The following is a 17195-nucleotide window of genomic DNA, read 5'->3' as shown; positions in this document are numbered from 1 at the left end:
GGGGCCGCGGCCCGGACGGACGTCTCTCCGACACCACCTTCGACCTGACCAACCCGTCCAGCCAGGCGACCTGGCGCACGGACCGCACCTTCTGACCGGCCGGTCGCGGACCCCCGCCCGCGCGGGGGTCCACGACCGACGGGACACGTCCTAGACGAGCTCCTCGTCGCGGCCGCGGCTGCGGCGGCCGCGGGGCCAGCGGCGGTTGACCACGTAGGCACCGCCCGCCAGCACCACGAGCGCACCGCCCGCGACGCCGAGCGCGGTGCCCATGCCGCCGCCCGGGACCAGGCCGTCCGCCGACGCGTTGTTCTCGTGCGACTGGGCCGGCGAGCCGTGGGGGGAGGTGTCCGCGCTCTTCGGCGGCACCAGCTCACCCACCGGCTTGACCTTCCCGGCCGCCGCGAAGCCCCAGTCGAAGAGCGCGGCGGTCTCCTCGTAGACCGAGTTCGCGCCGCCCGCGCCCGGGTTCATCACGGTGACCAGCAGCTTGCGGGAGCCCTGCTGCGCCGCGCCCGTGAAGGTGGAGCCGGCCATGGTCGTGGTGCCGTTCTTCACCCCGGCGATGCCCTTGTAGGGGGAGAGCCCGCCCGCGCCCGTCATCAGCCGGTTGGTGTTCTGGATCTCGAAGTAGTCCCGCGGCTTCCCGGGCTCCTGCAGGCCGGGGAACTTCGCGCTCGCCGTGCCGCAGTACTCGCGGAAGTCCTGCTTCTGCAGCCCGGAGCGGGCGATCAGCGTGAGGTCGTACGCGCTCGAGACCTGCTCCGGTGCGTCGTACCCGTCGGGCGACACCACGTGGGTGTCCAAGGCCTGGAGCTCCTCCGCGTGCGCCTGCATGTCCTTGACGGTCTTCTCGACGCCGCCGTTCATGGCCGAAAGTACGTGCACGGCGTCGTTGCCCGACCGCAGGAACACCCCGAGCCACAGGTCGTGGACGGAGTACTCGTGGTCCTCCTTGACGCCGACCAGGCTGCTGCCGGGGCCCACGCCGTCCATGTCCCTGTCGGTGACCTTGTGCACCTGCTCCTTGGGCAGGCTCGGCAGCAGCGTGTCCGCGAAGAGCATCTTCATCGTCGAGGCCGGGGGCAGCCGCCAGTGCGCGTTGTACGCCGCCAGGACCTCGCCGGACTCGGCGTCCGCCACGATCCACGACCGGCCCGTGAGGTTCGTCGGCAGGGCGGGCGCGCCGGGCAGCAGGTTCACCTGCGTCCCCGGTTGGCCGAGCAGCGATCCGCCGACCGTGGACATCGACGCGGGCGGTGCGGGCGCCGCCGGAGCCTTGGCGGGCCGGCCCTTCCCGTCGGCCGGGGGGGTCGGCGCGGCGTGCACGGGCGCCACCAGCATGGTGGGCACCAGCAACGCGGCGGTAAGGACCGTCAGTGCGGTCGTCTTGGCAGACACGCAGGTGAAAGTACATCCCGATGAGCTGGATGGCGTCGCGGACCGGCCATTTCGCGGCAACCAACCCCGGGACAGCCCACCCCGGCGCGTCCCTCCCGGCGACGAAACCGATACTGGGGACATGAAACTCAGCCGTGCCGCCTCCTGGTTCCTGCTCGCCTTCGGGGTGTGGACCTGGATCATCTGGGTGTCTTTCGTCCGGAACCTGTGGAAGAACGGCAGTGGCCTGGCCTTCGACACGGCGGGTGACCCCACTGCCTACTTCTGGGTCCACCTGACGCTCGCGGTGACGTCCTTTCTCCTGGGGACGGCGGTCGGTGTGATCGGGTTGCGCGGGGTCCTGGCCCTGCGGCGTGCATCACGTTCCGGCGCCGAGGGCGGTGCGGCATGACGATCCTGGTCTTCGCACTGGTCGCACTGGCGGTCTGCGCCCTGCTCGTCGCGGTGCACCGCTGGCTGTGGATCCGCCTGGTCCGGGACACCACCGCCCCGGGTGGACTGCCCCGCCGCATCGGCACCGCTTTGACCATCGCCCTGCCCCTCCTCTCCGTGGCCGCCCTGACCGCGGGCCGCGCCGGGGCCCCCTTCTGGCTGCAGCAGACGGTGTCCTGGCCGGGGTACCTGTGGCTCGCGGTGCTCCTGTACCTGACCCTGACGATGCTGGTCGCGGAGCCGATCCGCGCGCTGTTGCTCCGCCGTCTGGCCCACCGCGACCCCTCCGGGGCGGTAGCCGGACCTCCGGCGGAGCAATCCGCCGCCGGAACCGGGACGGCCACGACCACGGCGTCGTCCTCCGCCGACGGCACCGAGGCGGAGCGCGGCGCGGTGCTCGCCGCGGACGGCGCGTCGCAGGAGCCGGACGCGGCGGCTCCGGTCGGCGGGCTCAGCCGGCGCACCTTCGTCGCGCGCGCGGTGGGCGGGGCGGCCGCCGCCGTCGCCGTCGGCACCGTCGCGGGCGGCGCGCACGGAGTGCTGCGCGGGCCGAGCGTGCGGCGCGTCCAGGTCCCCCTGGCCAAACTGCCGCGCGCGGCGCACGGCTTCCGGATCGCCGTCGTCAGCGACGTCCACCTCGGCCCGGTGCTCGGCCGCGCCCACGCCCAGCGCATCGTCGACACGGTCAACCGCACCCAGCCCGACCTCATCGCCATCGTCGGCGACCTCGTCGACGGCAGCGTCCCCGACCTCGGCTCCGCGGCGGAGCCGCTGCGCGGGCTGACCGCCCGCCACGGCTCCTTCTTCGTCACCGGCAACCACGAGTACTTCTCCGGCGCCGAGCAGTGGGTCAACCACGTCCGCGAGCTCGGCCTGACCCCGCTGGAGAACGCCCGGCGCGCCCTGCCGCACTTCGACCTCGCCGGCGTCAACGACATCCAGGGGGAGCAGGAGGGGAGCGGCCCCGACTTCCGGGCCGCCCTCGGCGACCGCGACCGTTCCCGGGCCGCCGTGCTCCTCGCCCACCAGCCGGTGGTCATCCACGACGCCGTCAAGCACGGCGTCGACCTCCAGCTCTCCGGCCACACCCACGGCGGCCAGCTCTGGCCCGGCAACTACCTCGCCGAACTCGCCAACCCCACCGTCGCCGGCCTGGAACGCTACGGCGACACCCAGCTCTACGTCTCCCGCGGAGCGGGTGCCTGGGGACCGCCGGTCCGGGTGGGCGCGCCGTCCGACATCACGGTCGTCGAACTCGCCTCATACCAGGCCTGACCCGCCCCAACCGTCAACTGGCCGTCCCTGAACCGATCTTCCGGTGGCTGATATTCCGTGATGGGATATCCGGTAATCGGACAGTGGGTCGCTGTCTCCGGGACAAGGGGTGGGGTACACGGGATGCGGTCTGTCCGCTGGAAGATCATCGCGGCCGGGCTGGTCCTCGGCACGGCCGGCGTCGCCGCCTGGCAGCTGCTTCCCGAGGACGGCGGGAGCCGCGGCGCCATCCGCGTCGGGACCAGCGACGTCGTGTCCTCCCTCGACCCGGCGGGGGCGTACGACGCGGGCTCCTGGGCCCTGTTCAGCAACGTCTACCAGTCGCTGCTGACCATGAAGCCAGGCTCGGACACCCCCGTGCCCGACGCCGCCTCCTCCTGCGGGTTCGTGGGCCAGAAGCTGACCGTCTACCAGTGCGAGCTCCGCCCCGACGTGACGTTCGGCGGCGGCCGCGCGATCACCGCCGAGGACGTCAAGCACTCCTTCGACCGCATCAAGGCGATCAACTCCGACCAGGGGCCGGCTCCGCTGCTCAACACCCTGCAGTCGGTCAAGGCCGAGGGCCGTACGGTCACCTTCAACCTGTCCGCGGGCGACGCCACCTTCCCCTTCAAGATCGCGACGGGTGCCGGCTCGATCGTCGACAAGGACAAGTACCCGGCCAAGTCCCTGCGCGAGGACGGCAAGGTCGACGGCTCGGGCCCGTACGCGCTGGGCGCCTACAAGGCCGGTACGAGCGCCGAGCTCAAGCCGAACCCCTCGTACAAGGGGCAGGGCAGGCCCGCCCGCGCCGCCGTCACCGTCAGGTACTTCAAGGACTCCGAGCAGCTCGACCAGGCCTGGAACGGCCGCCAGATCGAGGTCGCCCACCGGGAGATGCCGCCGGCGGTGCTCGCCGGCCTCAACCCGGGCATGAAGGACACCCGATACCAGGCCTCCGGCGGCAGTGAGATCCGCTCGGTCGTCTTCAACGTCCGCCCCGGCTCCGCCGCCGCCCCGCTCGCCGTCCGCCAGGCCGTCGCCGCCGTCCTGGACCGCGCCAAGGTGGCCGGCGACGTCTACCGGGGTACCGTCACCCCGCTGTACTCCCTTGTCCCGGCGGGCATCGCCGGACACAGCACCCCGTTCTTCGACGCCTACCCCGCGCCCAACGGGGCCACCGCCAAGAAGCTCCTCAAGGAGGCCGGGATCAACGGCCCCGTGCAGCTCAGGTTCGGTGTGAACGTGCGCGGGGCGAACATGCCCGAGGCCGAGGAGATCAAGCGGCAGCTGGAGGCCACCGGCCTCTTCCAGGTGACGCTCAAGCCGGTGGAGGAGTGGAACGACTTCCAGAAGGGTTACGCGGCCGGCGAGTTCGACGCCTACACGATCGGGTGGATCGCGGACTTCCCGGACGCGGACAACTTCCTCGCCCCGCTCGTCGGCGCCGACTCCTCCATGAACAACGGCTTCTCGGACAAGCACGTCGACGAGCTGATCACCCGTACCCAGTCCCACTCGGAGCGCTCCGAGGCCGCCGCCGGTTTCCGGGACCTGCAGAAAGCGGTCGCCCAGCAGGCCCCGATGGTGCCGATCTGGCAGAAGAAGGACTACGTGATGTCCCGCGAGGCCGTCACCGGTGCCCAGAACCTGTCCGACGGCACCGGTGTGTGGCGTCTGTGGGAGCTCAACTGGCTCTAATCGGATTCGGGGTGCGGGTCCGAGGCCTTGCGCCGGCCCGCCGCCGTCTGGGCCATGCCCGGCAGGAAGTCCGCGAACAGCTCGTGGACCTCGCGCACCAGCGGGCGCAGCACCCGGAAGCGGGCCAGCACGATGCCCCGCGTCGTGAGCTGCGCGCCGCGCTCGGCGAGCCGCCGCGACTTCTCGCTGTCCGGGGAGCGGTCGAAGACCCAGTAGAGCACCAGGCCCATCTGCGAGAGCCACATCAGCTCCGGCAGTACGTCGGCCAGCTCGGCCGGCACCTTGGTCTTCGCACCGGCCAGCACCTCGCGGTGGATGTCGATCGCGGCCTGCCGCGCCGGCTCCGACTCCGGTGAGAAGGGGCTGAGCGGACTCTCGGGGTCCGCCGCGTTCTTGAAGAACTGCGAGGCGAACTCGTGGTACGGGGCGCCGATGTCCAGCCAGCTGGTCAGTACGCCCGCGAGCCGCTTCTGCAGATCGGTCTCGTTGTCCAGGATGGGCCGGACCGCCGCCTGGTGGGCGGCGCTGATCCGGTCGTAGAACCCCTGGACCAGGTGTTCCTTCGACTCGAAGTAGTAGTAGGCGTTGCCGACCGAGACACCGGCTTCCTTCGCGATGCCCCGCATGGTCGTCTTGTCGAAGCCGCGCTCCTGGAAGAGGCGGAGCGCGGTTTCGAGGATGAGCGTGCGGGTCTGCTCGCTCTTGGGAGCCTTCTGATCAGTCACGGTGTATGAGCCTATCGGGGGACGGAGCACTGGTCGTCACAGGCCGGTCCCTCGACGGCCCCGGGCTGCCCTTCGGTGCGCACGGCCTGCCGCCAGGCGGAGGCCGTGAACATGGCGGCCCGGGCGAACGGGCGGCCTGCCGGCGTCGCCAGCCAGTTCGCCTTCGGCCGGTGTTCGACCAGTGCCCACAGGCACACGATGAAGGCGTCGGTCCCGGTCCACACCTGCCCGGAGTCCCCGACGACGGTGATCTCGCGGAGCGTCGAGGCGTGGTCCAGCCGCGGGAACCGCCGCCGCGCCTCCCAGGACGCGGCGGGGACCAGGGCGATCGGGATGAGGCACCGCTGCGCCAGCAGCCAGTGCCGGATGTGCACGCAGAGCGGGCAGTCGGCGTCGTAGAGGACGGTCAGCCGGTGCACGGCCCCGGTGGGCGCCACGGCTCAGGCTCCGACCGGCGCGGTCCACCCCTGCGGGGGGACGGGCGGGGTCTGCTGGCGCTCCATGATCCCGCGGCGGCGCATCTTGTTCAGCACCCACACGTTGCCGAGGTGCATGACGCCCAGGACCAGCAGGACGACGCCGAGCTTGACCGAGAGCGCCTCGAAGAGCGCGCGGGCGGTGTCGATCTCCTCGTTCGAGCGCAGGTAGAGGGTCACGAACCCGATGTTGACGAGGTAGAAGCCGACCACGAGGAGCTGGTTGACGGCGTCCGCGAGCTTTTCGTTGCCGTGGAGGACGTCGCCGATGAAGACCCGGCCGTTGCGGCTGAGCGTGCGGGCCACCCAGACGGTGAGACCGATGCTGATGAGCAGGTAGATGACGTATGTGACCACGGTGAGGTCCATCGCCCCAGCCCCCTTGAACGTGTTCAAATGCTGACGTCGATGACTCTAGAACCTTTTTTGAACAAGTTCAAGCGAGTGTTCCCCCGTGTGCTCGGCGCCCCTGGAACGCAGGCGGGCCCCGGCCGTTCGGCCGGGGCCCGCCTGCGTCGTGCCGGATCCTCACATGCTCAGGGCGCGCGCGTGATTGAGCTGCGACATCACCCAGTGATAGGTGTTCGCGTCCACGGCCGGGATCATCGTGGAGTGGTGGCGGCCGCCGCTGGTCACCGTGACCTGGATGTAGCCCGTGGTGGTCTTCTCCTTCATCAGGAGGAAGAGCAGGCCGAGCAGGCAGAACAGGAAGAAGACGATCGCCAGCACGATCGCGTGGGGCGGGATCTTCTCCTCGGTGCGCGAGAAGTCCGTCGCGTTCCACATCGCGCCCCTGAGCGGCATGGCTCCCGACGGGGTGATGATCTGGTCGCCCGCGATGGTGATGTCACCGAGGGCGAAGCCGGCGCCGCCGACCGGGGCGGCGGGGTAGCCACCGGGGACGGACATGCCCGCGCCGCCGATGGTCGGCTGGTAGGCCGGGGCTGCCGGGTAGGGCTGGGGGTATCCGTAACTGGCCTCACCGGGGCCCCACTTGTAGTCGCCCTGGCCGGGCGCGCCGGGCGGGCCGCCCTGACCGGCGGGGTCGCTCGCGTACGGGTTCGGCTGCTGCTCGCTCATACGGCCGATCCTTCCACAGGCACCCCCGCCCTGTATCCCGGGTCCCGCAGCTCGGTGTCCCCCTTCAGAGCGCCTCGCTCGGCAGCCGTTCGATGTGTGTCCCGCATCAACTCCCCGTCCGTGCCCGCCGGGAGGAGGGAGCGGGCCGCGGCCCGGCGGCCGTCCCGGCGCATTGTCAGTGGCCACCCCTACTGTCCGGGGCATGGGAATGGTGACCTTCGTCGACGAGACGACCGCCGGAAGCCGTGGCGACGGCTGGGGACTTGAGATCGCCGAGGAGCGGCTCGCACTGCGCGAGCTGATCCGGCGCAGGGTGTGCCATGAGGTCGCGGAGTACCAGTCCAAGCGGCCCGAGGTGTTCCGGGGGCTGGTGCAGCCGGAGGGCGCCGAGCGCACCCTCGACGGGTACGCGCTGCGGACGCCGCGCCGCATCGACCCGGAGAAGCAGACCGAGCTGGCGCTGCGCGCGTTCGAACGCAACGGATTCCTGGTGCTGGTGGGAGACCGTCAGATCACTGAGCTGGACGAGGAGATGGACCTGCCGCTCGGCGTCGAGGTCACCTTCCTGAAGCTCGTCGCGCTGGTGGGCGGCTGACGACGGACGACCGGCTGGTGCGCCGGGTGGTCGGCTGCTCCTTCCACCACCCCGCGGTGCAGCAGCGGCTCGGCGAGATCCGGGAGCCCCCGAGCCACACCGATCCGGTGCGGCTCAAACGGCTCACACTGACCGCGCTCGTCGGCCGGGACCCGGACGCCCCCCCCGCCGGCCCGCCGGCCCGCCGGCCCGCCGGCCCGGCGGCCCGGGAGGGGCGGGCGCCCCCGGGGCCGTCGACGCACGAGGGCCCCGCCCCCGGAAGAACCGGGGACGGGGCCCTCGTACAGGCAGGGACCCGTAAGGTCAGAAGCGGCGCGTGATCAGCGCACGCTTGACTTCCTGGATCGCCTTCGTGACCTCGATGCCACGCGGGCACGCGTCGGTGCAGTTGAAGGTCGTGCGGCAGCGCCACACGCCGTCCTTGTCGTTCAGGATCTCCAGCCGCTGCTCGCCGGCCTCGTCACGCGAGTCGAAGATGAAGCGGTGCGCGTTGACGATCGCCGCCGGGCCGAAGTACTGGCCGTCGTTCCAGAACACCGGGCACGAGGACGTGCACGCGGCGCACAGGATGCACTTGGTGGTGTCGTCGAAGCGCTCGCGGTCCTCGGCGGACTGCAGGCGCTCGCGCGTCGGCTCGTTGCCCTTGGTGACCAGGAACGGCATGACGTCCCGGTACGCCTGGAAGAAGGGCTCCATGTCGACCACGAGGTCCTTCATCACCGTGAGGCCCTTGATGGCCTCGACGGTGATCGGCTTCTCGGGGTTGATGTCCTTGATCAGCGTCTTGCAGGCGAGCCTGTTCTTGCCGTTGATCCGCATCGCGTCCGAGCCGCAGATGCCGTGCGCGCACGAGCGGCGGAAGGTCAGCGTGCCGTCCAGGTCCCACTTGATCTTGTGGAGACCGTCGAGCACGCGCTCCTTCGGGTCGATCTCGATCTGGAAGTCCTGCCACTGCGACTCGTCCGAGATCTCGGGGTTGAAGCGGCGGATCCGGAAGGTGACCGTGATGTACGGGGAGGCCGCAGCCGCCTCTTCCATCTTGTCCAGGGTGGGGGTAGCCATCAGTACTTACGCTCCATCGGCTGGTAGCGGGTCGTGACGACCGGCTTGTAGTCGAGCCGGACCGAGTCCGAGCCGTCGGCTCCGACCTCGCGGTACGCCATGGTGTGGCGCATGAAGTTGACGTCGTCGCGGTTGGGGTAGTCCTCGCGGTAGTGACCGCCGCGGGACTCCTTGCGCGCCAGTGCGGACACGGCCATGACCTCGGCCAGGTCGAGCAGGTTGCCCAGCTCGATGGCCTCCAGCAGGTCCGTGTTGAAGCGCTTGCCCTTGTCCTGGACGGACACGTTCTTGTAGCGCTCGCGCAGCTCCGCGATCTTCTCGACCGCGGTCTTGATGGTCTGCTCCGTGCGGAACACCATCACGCACGCGTCCATCGTCTCCTGGAGCTCCAGGCGCAGGTCGGCGACCCGCTCCTTGCCCGTGGAGTTGCGCAGGTGCTCGACCAGGTCGGCCACCTGCTGCGCCGGGTTCTCGGGGAGCTCGACGAAGTCGTTCTCCTGCGAGTACTTGGCGGCGGCGATGCCGGAGCGCTTGCCGAAGACGTTGATGTCCAGCAGCGAGTTGGTGCCCAGGCGGTTCGCGCCGTGCACCGACACGCACGCGACCTCGCCGGCCGCGTACAGGCCCGGGACGACGGTGGTGTTGTCCGCCAGGACCTCACCCTCGACGTTGGTCGGGATGCCGCCCATGGCGTAGTGGGCGGTGGGCTGGATCGGGATCGGGTCCGTGTACGGCTCGATGCCCAGGTAGGTGCGCGCGAACTCGGTGATGTCCGGGAGCTTCGCGTCGAGCTGCTCCGGCGGGAGGTGCGTGAGGTCCAGGTACACGTGGTCACCGGCCGGACCGCAGCCGCGGCCCTCACGGATCTCGGTGTAGATGGAGCGCGAGACGACGTCACGGGACGCGAGGTCCTTCATGACCGGCGCGTACTTCTCCATGAAGCGCTCGCCGTCCTTGTTGCGGAGGATGCCGCCCTCACCGCGGGCGCCCTCCGTCAGCAGGATGCCCATGCGCCAGATGCCCGTCGGGTGGAACTGGAAGAACTCCATGTCCTCCAGCGGCAGGCCGCGGCGGTAGCAGGCCGCCTGGCCGTCACCCGTGAGGGTGTGCGCGTTGGAGGTCACCTTGAAGAACTTGCCGGTGCCGCCGGAGGCGTAGATGACGGCCTTGGCCTGGAACACGTGGATCTCGCCGGTGGCGAGCTCGTACGCGACCACGCCGGCCGACTTCTTGACGCCGTCCTCCTCGACCAGGAGCTGGTCCAGGACGTAGAACTCGTTGAAGAACTCCACGCCCTCCTTGACGCAGTTCTGGTAGAGCGTCTGGAGGATCATGTGACCGGTGCGGTCCGCGGCGTAGCAGGACCGGCGGACCGGCGCCTCGCCGTGGTTGCGCGAGTGGCCGCCGAAGCGGCGCTGGTCGATGGTGCCGTCCGGCGTGCGGTTGAACGGCAGGCCCATCTTCTCCAGGTCGAGGACCGCGTCGATGGCCTCCTTCGCCAGGATCTCGGCGGCGTCCTGGTCGACCAGGTAGTCACCGCCCTTGACCGTGTCGAAGGTGTGCCACTCCCAGTTGTCCTCTTCCACGTTGGCCAGCGCGGCGGCCATGCCGCCCTGCGCGGCGCCCGTGTGGGAGCGGGTGGGGTACAGCTTCGTCAGCACCGCGGTGCGGCTGCGCTTCGTCGACTCGATGGCGGCGCGCATGCCCGCGCCACCCGCGCCGACGATGACGGTGTCGTACTTGTGGATCTTCATTGGTTTCGCCTCAGCCCCGTTGCCTAGCGGATGTTCGGGTCGAAGGTGAAGATCACCAGCGTGCCCAGAAGGATGGTGAACACCGTGGCGGTGTAGAGCAGGCCCTTCAGCCACAGCCGCGTGTTGGCACGCTCCGCGTAGTCGTTGATGACGGTACGCAGGCCGTTCGCGCCGTGCAGCATCGCCAGCCACAGCATCAGCAGGTCCCAGACCTGCCAGAACGGGGACGCCCAGCGGCCGGCCACGAAGGCGAAGCCGATCTTGGAGACGCCGCCGTCGAGCACGAGCTGGATCAGCAGGTGGCCGATGACGAGGACGACGAGCACGATGCCCGAGAGGCGCATGAAGAGCCAGGCGACCATCTCGAAGTTGCCGCGGGTCGAGCGGGGCGTCTTGCCCGTGCGCTTGCGCGGGGCCTCGATGTACGGCGCGGGGTTGTCGACGTCGTAGAGGGAAACACCCTCCACGTCGCCGATGACCTTGGCGGAAGAAGTGTCAGAGGACATGCGCGTCACTTCCCGAACAGTTCGAGGTAGGCGTGGCCGAGCACGGGGTAGAGAGCCCCGACCATCAGCACGACCCAGATGCCCACGACCCACCAGAGCATCGTCTTCTGGTGGCGCGGGCCCTTGGACCAGAAGTCCACGGCGATGACACGGAGACCGTTGAGCGCGTGGAACAGGATGGCGGCGACGAGGCCGTACTCCAGCAGCGCGACGATCGGAGTCTTATAGGTAGCCACGACATCGTCGTACGCCTCGGGGGAGACGCGGACGAGAGCGGTGTCGAGGACGTGTACGAACAGGAAGAAGAAGATGAGGACGCCGGTGACTCGATGAGCCACCCAGGACCACATTCCTTCCCGGCCGCGGTACAACGTTCCAGCCGGCACGGAAAACCCTCCGGAAGCGGGGCGGGGGCCAGCCGGCTTCTTTGTCGGTCGGGCCCGGCCGGGTACGGTCCACCGGCCCCGGACATCGTAGCGACGAGTTGTCGGTTCCCTCGCCCGGGGTCCGGCTGTGTGATCAAACAGGCACGTACGGGCTATCCCACAGGGGCGAATAGCCCGATTTCAACCGCAGACGCCCCGTCGGGGCGGGTCAGCCAGCGTGTCAGGTCCAGCAGCCGGGACTGCGCGACACGGCGCAGCTCGTCCGCGGAGAGCGAGCGCTCCTCGTCCACCTCGTGCCCCATCCTGCGGCGGATCGCCCCCAGCAGCTGGTCGGCCTGCTCCTCCGGCGGATACCCGTCGAGGCAGATCACGAAGGCGTGGCCGAACTTCCGTTCGTACTCCGCGTGGGCCGCGTCGAGCGCCAGCAGGGCGGCGTACGGCGCCCCGTGGTCCAGCTCCGCCGAGTGCTCCGCGGCCAGCGCCTCGGTCAGGTCGGGCTGCGAGAGGTCGTACGAGGCCTCGTCCGCGGCGGCCAGCAGGGCTCCGGCGTCGGGGTACGGGCGGTGCGCCGCCACCCGGTGCGCCCAGCGGCGGCTTCCGCAGCAGTGCAGGAGGACGGCCCGGGCGGCCTCGGGGGACAGGGAGTTGAACCGCGCCAGTCCGGGGCCGTGGGAGGGGTCGGAGCAGCCGCGGGCCTGTGCCGGAAGGTGGCTGGACAGCGGGGCTCCTCGGGGCGTGGCGCGGGTGTCCCGCAACGCTATCGACGCAGGGCAGGGTGTGTCGTACCCATGCGGGGATTTCACTCGGAAGTGAGCCGAAAGGATGACGTGGGCGCCACGGGCAGGCATGGTGGGATGCCCGAAAGGGGGAGGGCGACCGAGGCCGCCACCCCCCACAGGAGAGGCCCCGGCCGCCATCCGTCACGGGCTCGTGCGACAAGCCCGTACCCCTGTCAGCGCCACGGGTGCGTTTTGTGTCACACCTCGCTCCGCGCAGGGTTGGTTGCACGTTGTATCACTCGTGGACGAGAGGTGCTTGAAGGCCGTAACGTGCTGATTTGCGCCACACGTACAGGACAGGTTGGGGACTTTGCTGGGGGACGACGCGGAGCTGACCGCCGCGGTGCTCGCGGCACAGGACGGCGACGAGAACGCGTTCCGTTCTGTGTACCGTGCCGTGCACCCACGCCTGCTCGGATACGTACGCACGCTCGTCGGGGACGGCGATGCCGAGGACGTGACCTCCGAGGCCTGGCTGCAGATAGCCCGCGACCTCGACTCCTTCACCGGCGACGCCGACCGCTTCCGCGGCTGGGCCGCCCGGATCGCCCGCAACCGGGCGCTCGACCACATACGCATGCGCGGCCGGCGCCCCGCCATCGGCGGCGACGACACCGAGCTGACGAGCTGGGCCGCCGAGTGCGACACCGCCGGCGCGGCGATGGAGTCCCTCGACACCGGGCGCACCATGGCGCTCATAGCCCAGCTGCCGCAGGACCAGGCCGAGGCCGTCGTCCTGCGGGTCGTGGTCGGCCTGGACGCCAAGAGCGCGGCCGAGACCCTGGGCAAGCGGCCCGGCGCCGTACGCACCGCCGCGCACCGCGGCCTGAAGAAGCTGGCGGAACTGCTCGCCGCGCAGGGCACGGACGGCGGCTTCGACGCAGGTCCGGGCACCGGCTCCAAGGCGGGCGCCGCCGTCGGCCATAATGCCGATGGCCATGCGTGGGACGGCGGGGGCGGGAGGGATCTCGACGCCGTACCCGCACAGCGTGGCCGGGGCGCCAGCTACGCAGAACAAACCGGTGTGACGCATTCACGTTGGCGGACGCAGAAGGACATGTGATGGCCGACGAGCGCGACAGGTGGCTGGACGAGGCCGCGGCGGAAGCATTCCTGCGCGGCGGACCGACGGAACCTGTGGGGCCCGCCGCCGACACGCGTGCCGCGATGGAGGCCGCCCGGCTGCGGGCCGCCCTGGACGCCCTGGCCGCGATGGCGGCGGCGCCCAGCGGTACGGAACTGCCCGGTGAGGCCGCGGCGATGGACGCCTACCGCGCGGCGCGGGGCGCGGCGCCCCGCGCCGCCGTGCCGTCCCGTGCCGACCTCTCCGGCGAACCCCTCATCGACCTCGGCCGTGTCATCCCCGCGCCCGTACCCGCCCGCCGGCGCGCCCGGACCGTGAGCTTCGGCCTGGCCGCGGCCCTCGCGAGCGTCGCCGCGGGCGGACTGGCCGCCGCGGCGGGCGCCGGGCTGCTGGACCGGTCCCGGCACGACACCGCGGGACCCGGACCGGCGATGTCCGTGAGCGCCGGCGAGAGCCCGGTCCCGGGCATCGGCACCAGTGCCCCCACGCTCGCCCCGAAACTGCTGCCCACCCCGCAGCCGGACGCCTCGAACCCGGCGTTCGCCCCCGTGGCGCCCTCGCCGAGCGCGGACGGGCGTACGGTGTCCGGCACCGGAACGGCCCCCGACACCTCCTCGGGCACCTCGACGACCGGCGGCTCGGGCAAGCACGCCCCGGACGACCGCAGCGGTCCGGGAGACAGGGAAGGCAGCCGGGACAACCTGGGCACCGGGGAGCTCGGCACGGACCGCCAGCGCGAGCTGGACCGCCGGCTCAAGGCCGACCTCTGCGAGGAGTACCGCAAGGGCCGGCTCAACGACGACCGGCGCGAGCGGCTTTCACGGCTGGCCGACGGACTCCTGCGGATACCGGCCTACTGCGCCTCCGTGCTGGACGGGGACTCCGACGGCACCCAGCGCCGCGACTCCCCGCTGGGAGGCGGCGGGACGCTCAGGGCGCCGAGCCTGACGCCCGCCGTTCCGCAGGGCTCGACACCCCTGCGCGCGGTTCGCTGACACATACGCTGACCCGCCTGTAACACTTTTCGAATCGGCGGCGCAGTACTAATCGAGCCGACTGGTCATCGGCCGCGCATGAGCCGGGGTTCCCCCCGTACCCCTGGGCTCTGCGCAACCGGCGCGGGCGGGGCACGTTCCCCCGGCCCTGCCCGCGCCCATTACTTCGACCCGCTCGACGGGACAGCCGCTCAACGCGACAGGCCGTCCTTTTCGCAGTCCGCCGGTGCGGCGGGATGCGGAAAGGACGGCCTGTCGCGTTTCACCGGCTCGCGGCCGGCTGCACGGTCGGGGCCCGGAACCCGGGCCCCCGGCATCACCCTCTGCGGGCTCACCAGTAGACGACGACCTTGTCGCCGACCTGCACGTCGTCGAAGAGCTTCGACAGCTTGCCCTTGTCGCGGACGTTCACGCAGCCGTGCGAGGCGCCGTTGTAGCCGCGGGCCGCGAAGTCGGCCGAGTAGTGGACCGCCTGGCCGCCGCTGAAGAACATCGCATACGGCATCGGCGTGTGGTAGATCGTCGACGTCCAGTCCTTGGCCTTCCAGCCCACGTTGAACACGCCCTCGCGGGTCGGGGTGTTCTCCGAGCCGAAGCGGACGTCCATCGTCGAGACGACCTTGCCGTCGATCATCCAGGCGAGCGTGCGGCTCTCCTTGCTGATGCACATGACGCGGCCGGTCATGCAGCGCGGGTCGGGCGCTGCGACCTCGTTGACGGTCGGCGGGCGCAGCTCGTCGGCGGTGGGCTTCTTGCTGGAGCTCTGGATCTTCTTCCAGGTCTTCTCGTCGACCCCGCCGGTCGCGTCCAGACCGTTCTTCGACTGGAAGGACTTCACCGCGGCCGTGGTCTTCGAGCCGTAGAAACCGGTCGGCGCCACCGTCATGAGCTTGAGCTGCTTCAGACGGGCCTGGAGCTCGCGGACCTGCTCGCTCTCGTCGCCGTTGGCCATGATCTGCTTCACCGACGGCGAAGGCGAGGCCGACGCGGAGGCGGAGGCGGACGCCGAGGCCGACGGCGAGGGCTCGCCGGGCTTGTTGTCGGTGGACGGGGAGGCCTCGGGGGTGGCGCCCGCCGTGGGCGAGGACGGTGCCGCGGAGGAGGAGCCGGCGGACTCCGTCTTCTGCGGACCGCAGGCGGTCGCGGCGAGCGCGACGGCGGTGGCCACTCCGATCGTGCGGATTATGACTCTCTGGCGCTGCATTGCAGTCCCCCGGTTTCTACGTCGTGTATCTAGGTGATGCCTGGCGCGCGTGGAGAGTTGCACAGGGTTCCGGGATGTTGCGCCATTGTGACCAGCAACCGTCCACGGCCTTAAGAAGCGACGCGCGGGCACGGTTGTATCAGCCCCGGGCCCGGTTGCTCTACGGAGGACTTCGTCACATGGCAAGCACGGAGAGCGGAATCCCGGTCGAACCGGTCTACGGGCCGGGCGATCTGACGGAATGGGACCCCGAGGTCCAATTGGGTGTACCTGGGGACTTCCCGTACACGCGGGGGATTTATCCGAACATGTACACCGGTCGGCCGTGGACCATGCGGCAGTACGCCGGCTTCGGCACGGCCACCGAGTCCAACGCCCGCTACCGGCAGCTCATCGCGGGCGGCGGCACCGGGCTGTCCGTCGCCTTCGACCTGCCGACCCAGATGGGCCACGACTCCGACGCGCCCCTCGCCCACGGCGAGGTCGGCAAGGTCGGAGTGGCCGTCGACTCCCTCGACGACATGCGGACGCTGTTCGACGGGATCCCCCTCGACCGGGTCTCCACCTCGATGACGATCAACGCGCCCGCCGCGCTGCTCCTGCTGCTCTACCAGCTGGTCGCGGAGGAACAGGGCATCCCGGGCGCGCAGCTGACGGGGACGATCCAGAACGACGTCCTGAAGGAGTACATCGCCCGGGGGACGTACATCTTCCCGCCCGGGCCCTCGCTGCGCCTGACGGCCGACACCTTCCGCTACTGCCGGGCCGAGATCCCCCGGTGGAACACCATCTCCATCTCCGGCTACCACATGGCCGAAGCCGGCGCCTCGCCCGCGCAGGAGGTGGCCTTCACCCTCGCCGACGGCATCGCCTACGTCCGTACCGCCCTCGCGGCCGGGATGGCGGTCGACGAGTTCGCACCCCGGCTCTCCTTCTTCTTCGTCGCCCGCACCACCCTGCTGGAGGAGGTCGCGAAGTTCCGCGCCGCCCGGCGGATCTGGGCCCGCGTCATGCGCGAGGAGTTCGGGGCGCGGGACCCGAAGTCGATGATGCTGCGCTTCCACACCCAGACCGCCGGCGTCCAGCTCACCGCGCAGCAGCCCGAGCTGAACCTCGTACGCGTCGCCGTGCAGGCCCTGGCCGCGGTGCTGGGCGGCACCCAGTCGCTGCACACCAACTCCTTCGACGAGGCCATCGCGCTGCCCACCGAGAAGTCGGCCCGCCTGGCGCTGCGCACCCAGCAGGTCCTCGCGCACGAAACGGACGTCACCCACACCGTGGACCCCTTCGCCGGTTCGTACGCGGTCGAGCGGATGACGGACGAACTGGAGGCGGCGGCCCTCGACCTGATGCGGCGGGTCGAGGAGCAGGGCGGGGCGGTGGCCGCGATCGAGGCCGGCTTCCAGAAGGCGGAGATCGAGCGGAACGCCTACCGCATCGCACGGGAGACCGACAGCGGGGAGCGGGTGGTGGTCGGGGTCAACCGCTTCGCACTGGAACGCGAGGAACCGTACGAGCCGCTGCGCGTGGACCCGGCGATCGAGGAGCGGCAGTGCGCGGCGCTGGCGCGGCTGCGTGCCGAGCGCGACGGGGCGGCGGTGACGGCCGCGCTCGGAGCGCTGCGGGAGGCGGCGGCGGGCACGGCGAACGTGCTGTACCCGATGAAGGAGGCGCTGCGCGCGCGGGCCACGGTGGGCGAGGTGTGCGGGGCGCTGCGGGAGGTCTGGGGGACGTACGAGCCCACCGGTTCCACATGGTGAC

18 protein-coding genes are annotated in these 17195 nt (G+C 70.8%); 7 read left to right on the top strand and 11 right to left on the bottom strand.

Annotation, left to right across the window (positions count from 1 at the left end; all coding sequences use genetic code 11):
* Positions 1-150 precede the first annotated feature (150 nt).
* Entirely contained in the window at positions 151-1401 is a 1251-nt protein-coding gene (locus OHA91_RS15170; protein WP_031149641.1) for a D-alanyl-D-alanine carboxypeptidase family protein, read from the bottom strand.
* Between the two features lie 121 nt (positions 1402-1522).
* Here OHA91_RS15170 and OHA91_RS15165 point away from each other — a divergent pair, with 121 nt between their 5' ends.
* From OHA91_RS15165 to OHA91_RS15155, 3 genes are all read left to right on the top strand, one after another.
* Positions 1523-1792, top strand: a complete 270-nt coding sequence (locus OHA91_RS15165) for an SCO4848 family membrane protein (RefSeq protein WP_031149643.1) — start codon at positions 1523-1525, stop codon at positions 1790-1792.
* Entirely contained in the window at positions 1789-3108 is a 1320-nt protein-coding gene (locus OHA91_RS15160; protein WP_031149646.1) for a metallophosphoesterase, read from the top strand. Before OHA91_RS15165 ends, OHA91_RS15160 begins: the two co-directional genes overlap by 4 nt.
* Positions 3109-3231: 123 nt before the next feature.
* Positions 3232-4788, top strand: coding sequence for an ABC transporter substrate-binding protein (locus OHA91_RS15155; protein ID WP_266498313.1), 1557 nt, complete (start codon positions 3232-3234; stop codon positions 4786-4788).
* Here the strand turns inward: OHA91_RS15155 and OHA91_RS15150 are convergent.
* From OHA91_RS15150 to OHA91_RS15135, 4 genes are all read right to left on the bottom strand, one after another.
* Entirely contained in the window at positions 4785-5513 is a 729-nt protein-coding gene (locus OHA91_RS15150; RefSeq protein ID WP_031149650.1) for a TetR family transcriptional regulator, read from the bottom strand. The genes OHA91_RS15155 and OHA91_RS15150 overlap by 4 nt on opposite strands.
* 11 nt (positions 5514-5524) lie before the next feature.
* Complete coding sequence (locus OHA91_RS15145) at positions 5525-5950, bottom strand: thiol-disulfide oxidoreductase DCC family protein (protein ID WP_245240074.1); 426 nt, start codon at positions 5948-5950, stop codon at positions 5525-5527.
* 3 nt (positions 5951-5953) lie between these two features.
* Positions 5954-6358: a hypothetical protein gene (locus tag OHA91_RS15140; protein ID WP_031149654.1), complete on the bottom strand. Its 405-nt coding sequence runs from the start codon at positions 6356-6358 to the stop codon at positions 5954-5956.
* A gap of 159 nt (positions 6359-6517) precedes the next feature.
* Positions 6518-7069, bottom strand: a complete 552-nt coding sequence (locus OHA91_RS15135; RefSeq protein WP_031149656.1) for a hypothetical protein — start codon at positions 7067-7069, stop codon at positions 6518-6520.
* Between the two features lie 202 nt (positions 7070-7271).
* On the opposite strand from OHA91_RS15135, the gene OHA91_RS15130 reads away from it, so the two are divergent.
* On the top strand, positions 7272-7664 hold the full coding sequence (locus OHA91_RS15130; protein WP_266498308.1) for a hypothetical protein: 393 nt from the start codon (positions 7272-7274) through the stop codon (positions 7662-7664).
* 303 nt (positions 7665-7967) lie between these two features.
* On the opposite strand, the gene OHA91_RS15125 is transcribed toward OHA91_RS15130, so the two are convergent.
* From OHA91_RS15125 to OHA91_RS15105, 5 genes are all read right to left on the bottom strand, one after another.
* Positions 7968-8726 (bottom strand): succinate dehydrogenase iron-sulfur subunit, encoded by a 759-nt coding sequence (locus tag OHA91_RS15125; protein ID WP_030663937.1) that lies wholly within the window; start codon positions 8724-8726, stop codon positions 7968-7970.
* Complete coding sequence (gene sdhA / locus OHA91_RS15120; RefSeq protein ID WP_031149662.1) at positions 8726-10480, bottom strand: succinate dehydrogenase flavoprotein subunit; 1755 nt, start codon at positions 10478-10480, stop codon at positions 8726-8728. Before sdhA ends, OHA91_RS15125 begins: the two co-directional genes overlap by 1 nt.
* 23 nt (positions 10481-10503) lie before the next feature.
* Entirely contained in the window at positions 10504-10986 is a 483-nt protein-coding gene (locus OHA91_RS15115) for a succinate dehydrogenase hydrophobic membrane anchor subunit (RefSeq protein WP_030663932.1), read from the bottom strand.
* 5 nt (positions 10987-10991) lie between these two features.
* Positions 10992-11372, bottom strand: coding sequence for a succinate dehydrogenase, cytochrome b556 subunit (gene sdhC, locus OHA91_RS15110; protein WP_075970878.1), 381 nt, complete (start codon positions 11370-11372; stop codon positions 10992-10994).
* A gap of 152 nt (positions 11373-11524) precedes the next feature.
* The gene (locus OHA91_RS15105; protein WP_408059172.1) at positions 11525-12127 is read right to left on the bottom strand and encodes a 2-oxo-4-hydroxy-4-carboxy-5-ureidoimidazoline decarboxylase; all 603 of its coding nucleotides are present in this window, start codon (positions 12125-12127) and stop codon (positions 11525-11527) included.
* Positions 12128-12461: 334 nt separating this feature from the next.
* Here OHA91_RS15105 and OHA91_RS15100 point away from each other — a divergent pair, with 334 nt between their 5' ends.
* Together OHA91_RS15100 and OHA91_RS15095 are read left to right on the top strand one after the other, a co-directional pair.
* Positions 12462-13214 (top strand): RNA polymerase sigma factor, encoded by a 753-nt coding sequence (locus tag OHA91_RS15100; RefSeq protein ID WP_328739405.1) that lies wholly within the window; start codon positions 12462-12464, stop codon positions 13212-13214.
* On the top strand, positions 13214-14230 hold the full coding sequence (locus OHA91_RS15095) for a hypothetical protein (RefSeq protein WP_328739403.1): 1017 nt from the start codon (positions 13214-13216) through the stop codon (positions 14228-14230). Before OHA91_RS15100 ends, OHA91_RS15095 begins: the two co-directional genes overlap by 1 nt.
* Before the next feature lie 331 nt (positions 14231-14561).
* On the opposite strand, the gene OHA91_RS15090 is transcribed toward OHA91_RS15095, so the two are convergent.
* Positions 14562-15434: a L,D-transpeptidase family protein gene (locus OHA91_RS15090; protein WP_078959227.1), complete on the bottom strand. Its 873-nt coding sequence runs from the start codon at positions 15432-15434 to the stop codon at positions 14562-14564.
* 179 nt (positions 15435-15613) lie between these two features.
* Between OHA91_RS15090 and OHA91_RS15085 the strand changes: the two genes are divergently transcribed.
* A complete protein-coding gene (locus OHA91_RS15085; RefSeq protein WP_031149675.1) occupies positions 15614-17194 on the top strand; it encodes an acyl-CoA mutase large subunit family protein in 1581 nt (526 codons plus the stop codon).
* The last annotated feature ends 1 nt before the right edge of the window (position 17195 follow it).

The sequence above is a fragment of the Streptomyces erythrochromogenes genome, assembly GCF_036170895.1.
In the GTDB taxonomy this organism is placed as follows: domain Bacteria; phylum Actinomycetota; class Actinomycetes; order Streptomycetales; family Streptomycetaceae; genus Streptomyces; species Streptomyces erythrochromogenes.
Note: the sequence above shows the minus strand (reverse complement) of the source record. Positions and strands in the feature narration are given on the sequence as shown.

Bases quoted from the DNA above. Each gene is read 5' to 3' on its own strand.
- OHA91_RS15165 (WP_031149643.1), top strand. From the start codon at position 1,523: ATGAAACTCAGCCGTGCCGCCTCCTGGTTCCTGCTCGCCTTCGGGGTG.
- OHA91_RS15160 (WP_031149646.1), top strand. From the start codon at position 1,789: ATGACGATCCTGGTCTTCGCACTGGTCGCACTGGCGGTCTGCGCCCTG.
- OHA91_RS15155 (WP_266498313.1), top strand. From the start codon at position 3,232: ATGCGGTCTGTCCGCTGGAAGATCATCGCGGCCGGGCTGGTCCTCGGC.
- OHA91_RS15140 (WP_031149654.1), bottom strand. From the start codon at position 6,358: ATGGACCTCACCGTGGTCACATACGTCATCTACCTGCTCATCAGCATC.
- OHA91_RS15135 (WP_031149656.1), bottom strand. From the start codon at position 7,069: ATGAGCGAGCAGCAGCCGAACCCGTACGCGAGCGACCCCGCCGGTCAG.
- OHA91_RS15130 (WP_266498308.1), top strand. From the start codon at position 7,272: ATGGGAATGGTGACCTTCGTCGACGAGACGACCGCCGGAAGCCGTGGC.
- OHA91_RS15125 (WP_030663937.1), bottom strand. From the start codon at position 8,726: ATGGCTACCCCCACCCTGGACAAGATGGAAGAGGCGGCTGCGGCCTCC.
- sdhA (WP_031149662.1), bottom strand. From the start codon at position 10,480: ATGAAGATCCACAAGTACGACACCGTCATCGTCGGCGCGGGTGGCGCG.
- OHA91_RS15115 (WP_030663932.1), bottom strand. From the start codon at position 10,986: ATGTCCTCTGACACTTCTTCCGCCAAGGTCATCGGCGACGTGGAGGGT.
- OHA91_RS15095 (WP_328739403.1), top strand. From the start codon at position 13,214: ATGGCCGACGAGCGCGACAGGTGGCTGGACGAGGCCGCGGCGGAAGCA.
- OHA91_RS15090 (WP_078959227.1), bottom strand. From the start codon at position 15,434: ATGCAGCGCCAGAGAGTCATAATCCGCACGATCGGAGTGGCCACCGCC.
- OHA91_RS15085 (WP_031149675.1), top strand. From the start codon at position 15,614: ATGGCAAGCACGGAGAGCGGAATCCCGGTCGAACCGGTCTACGGGCCG.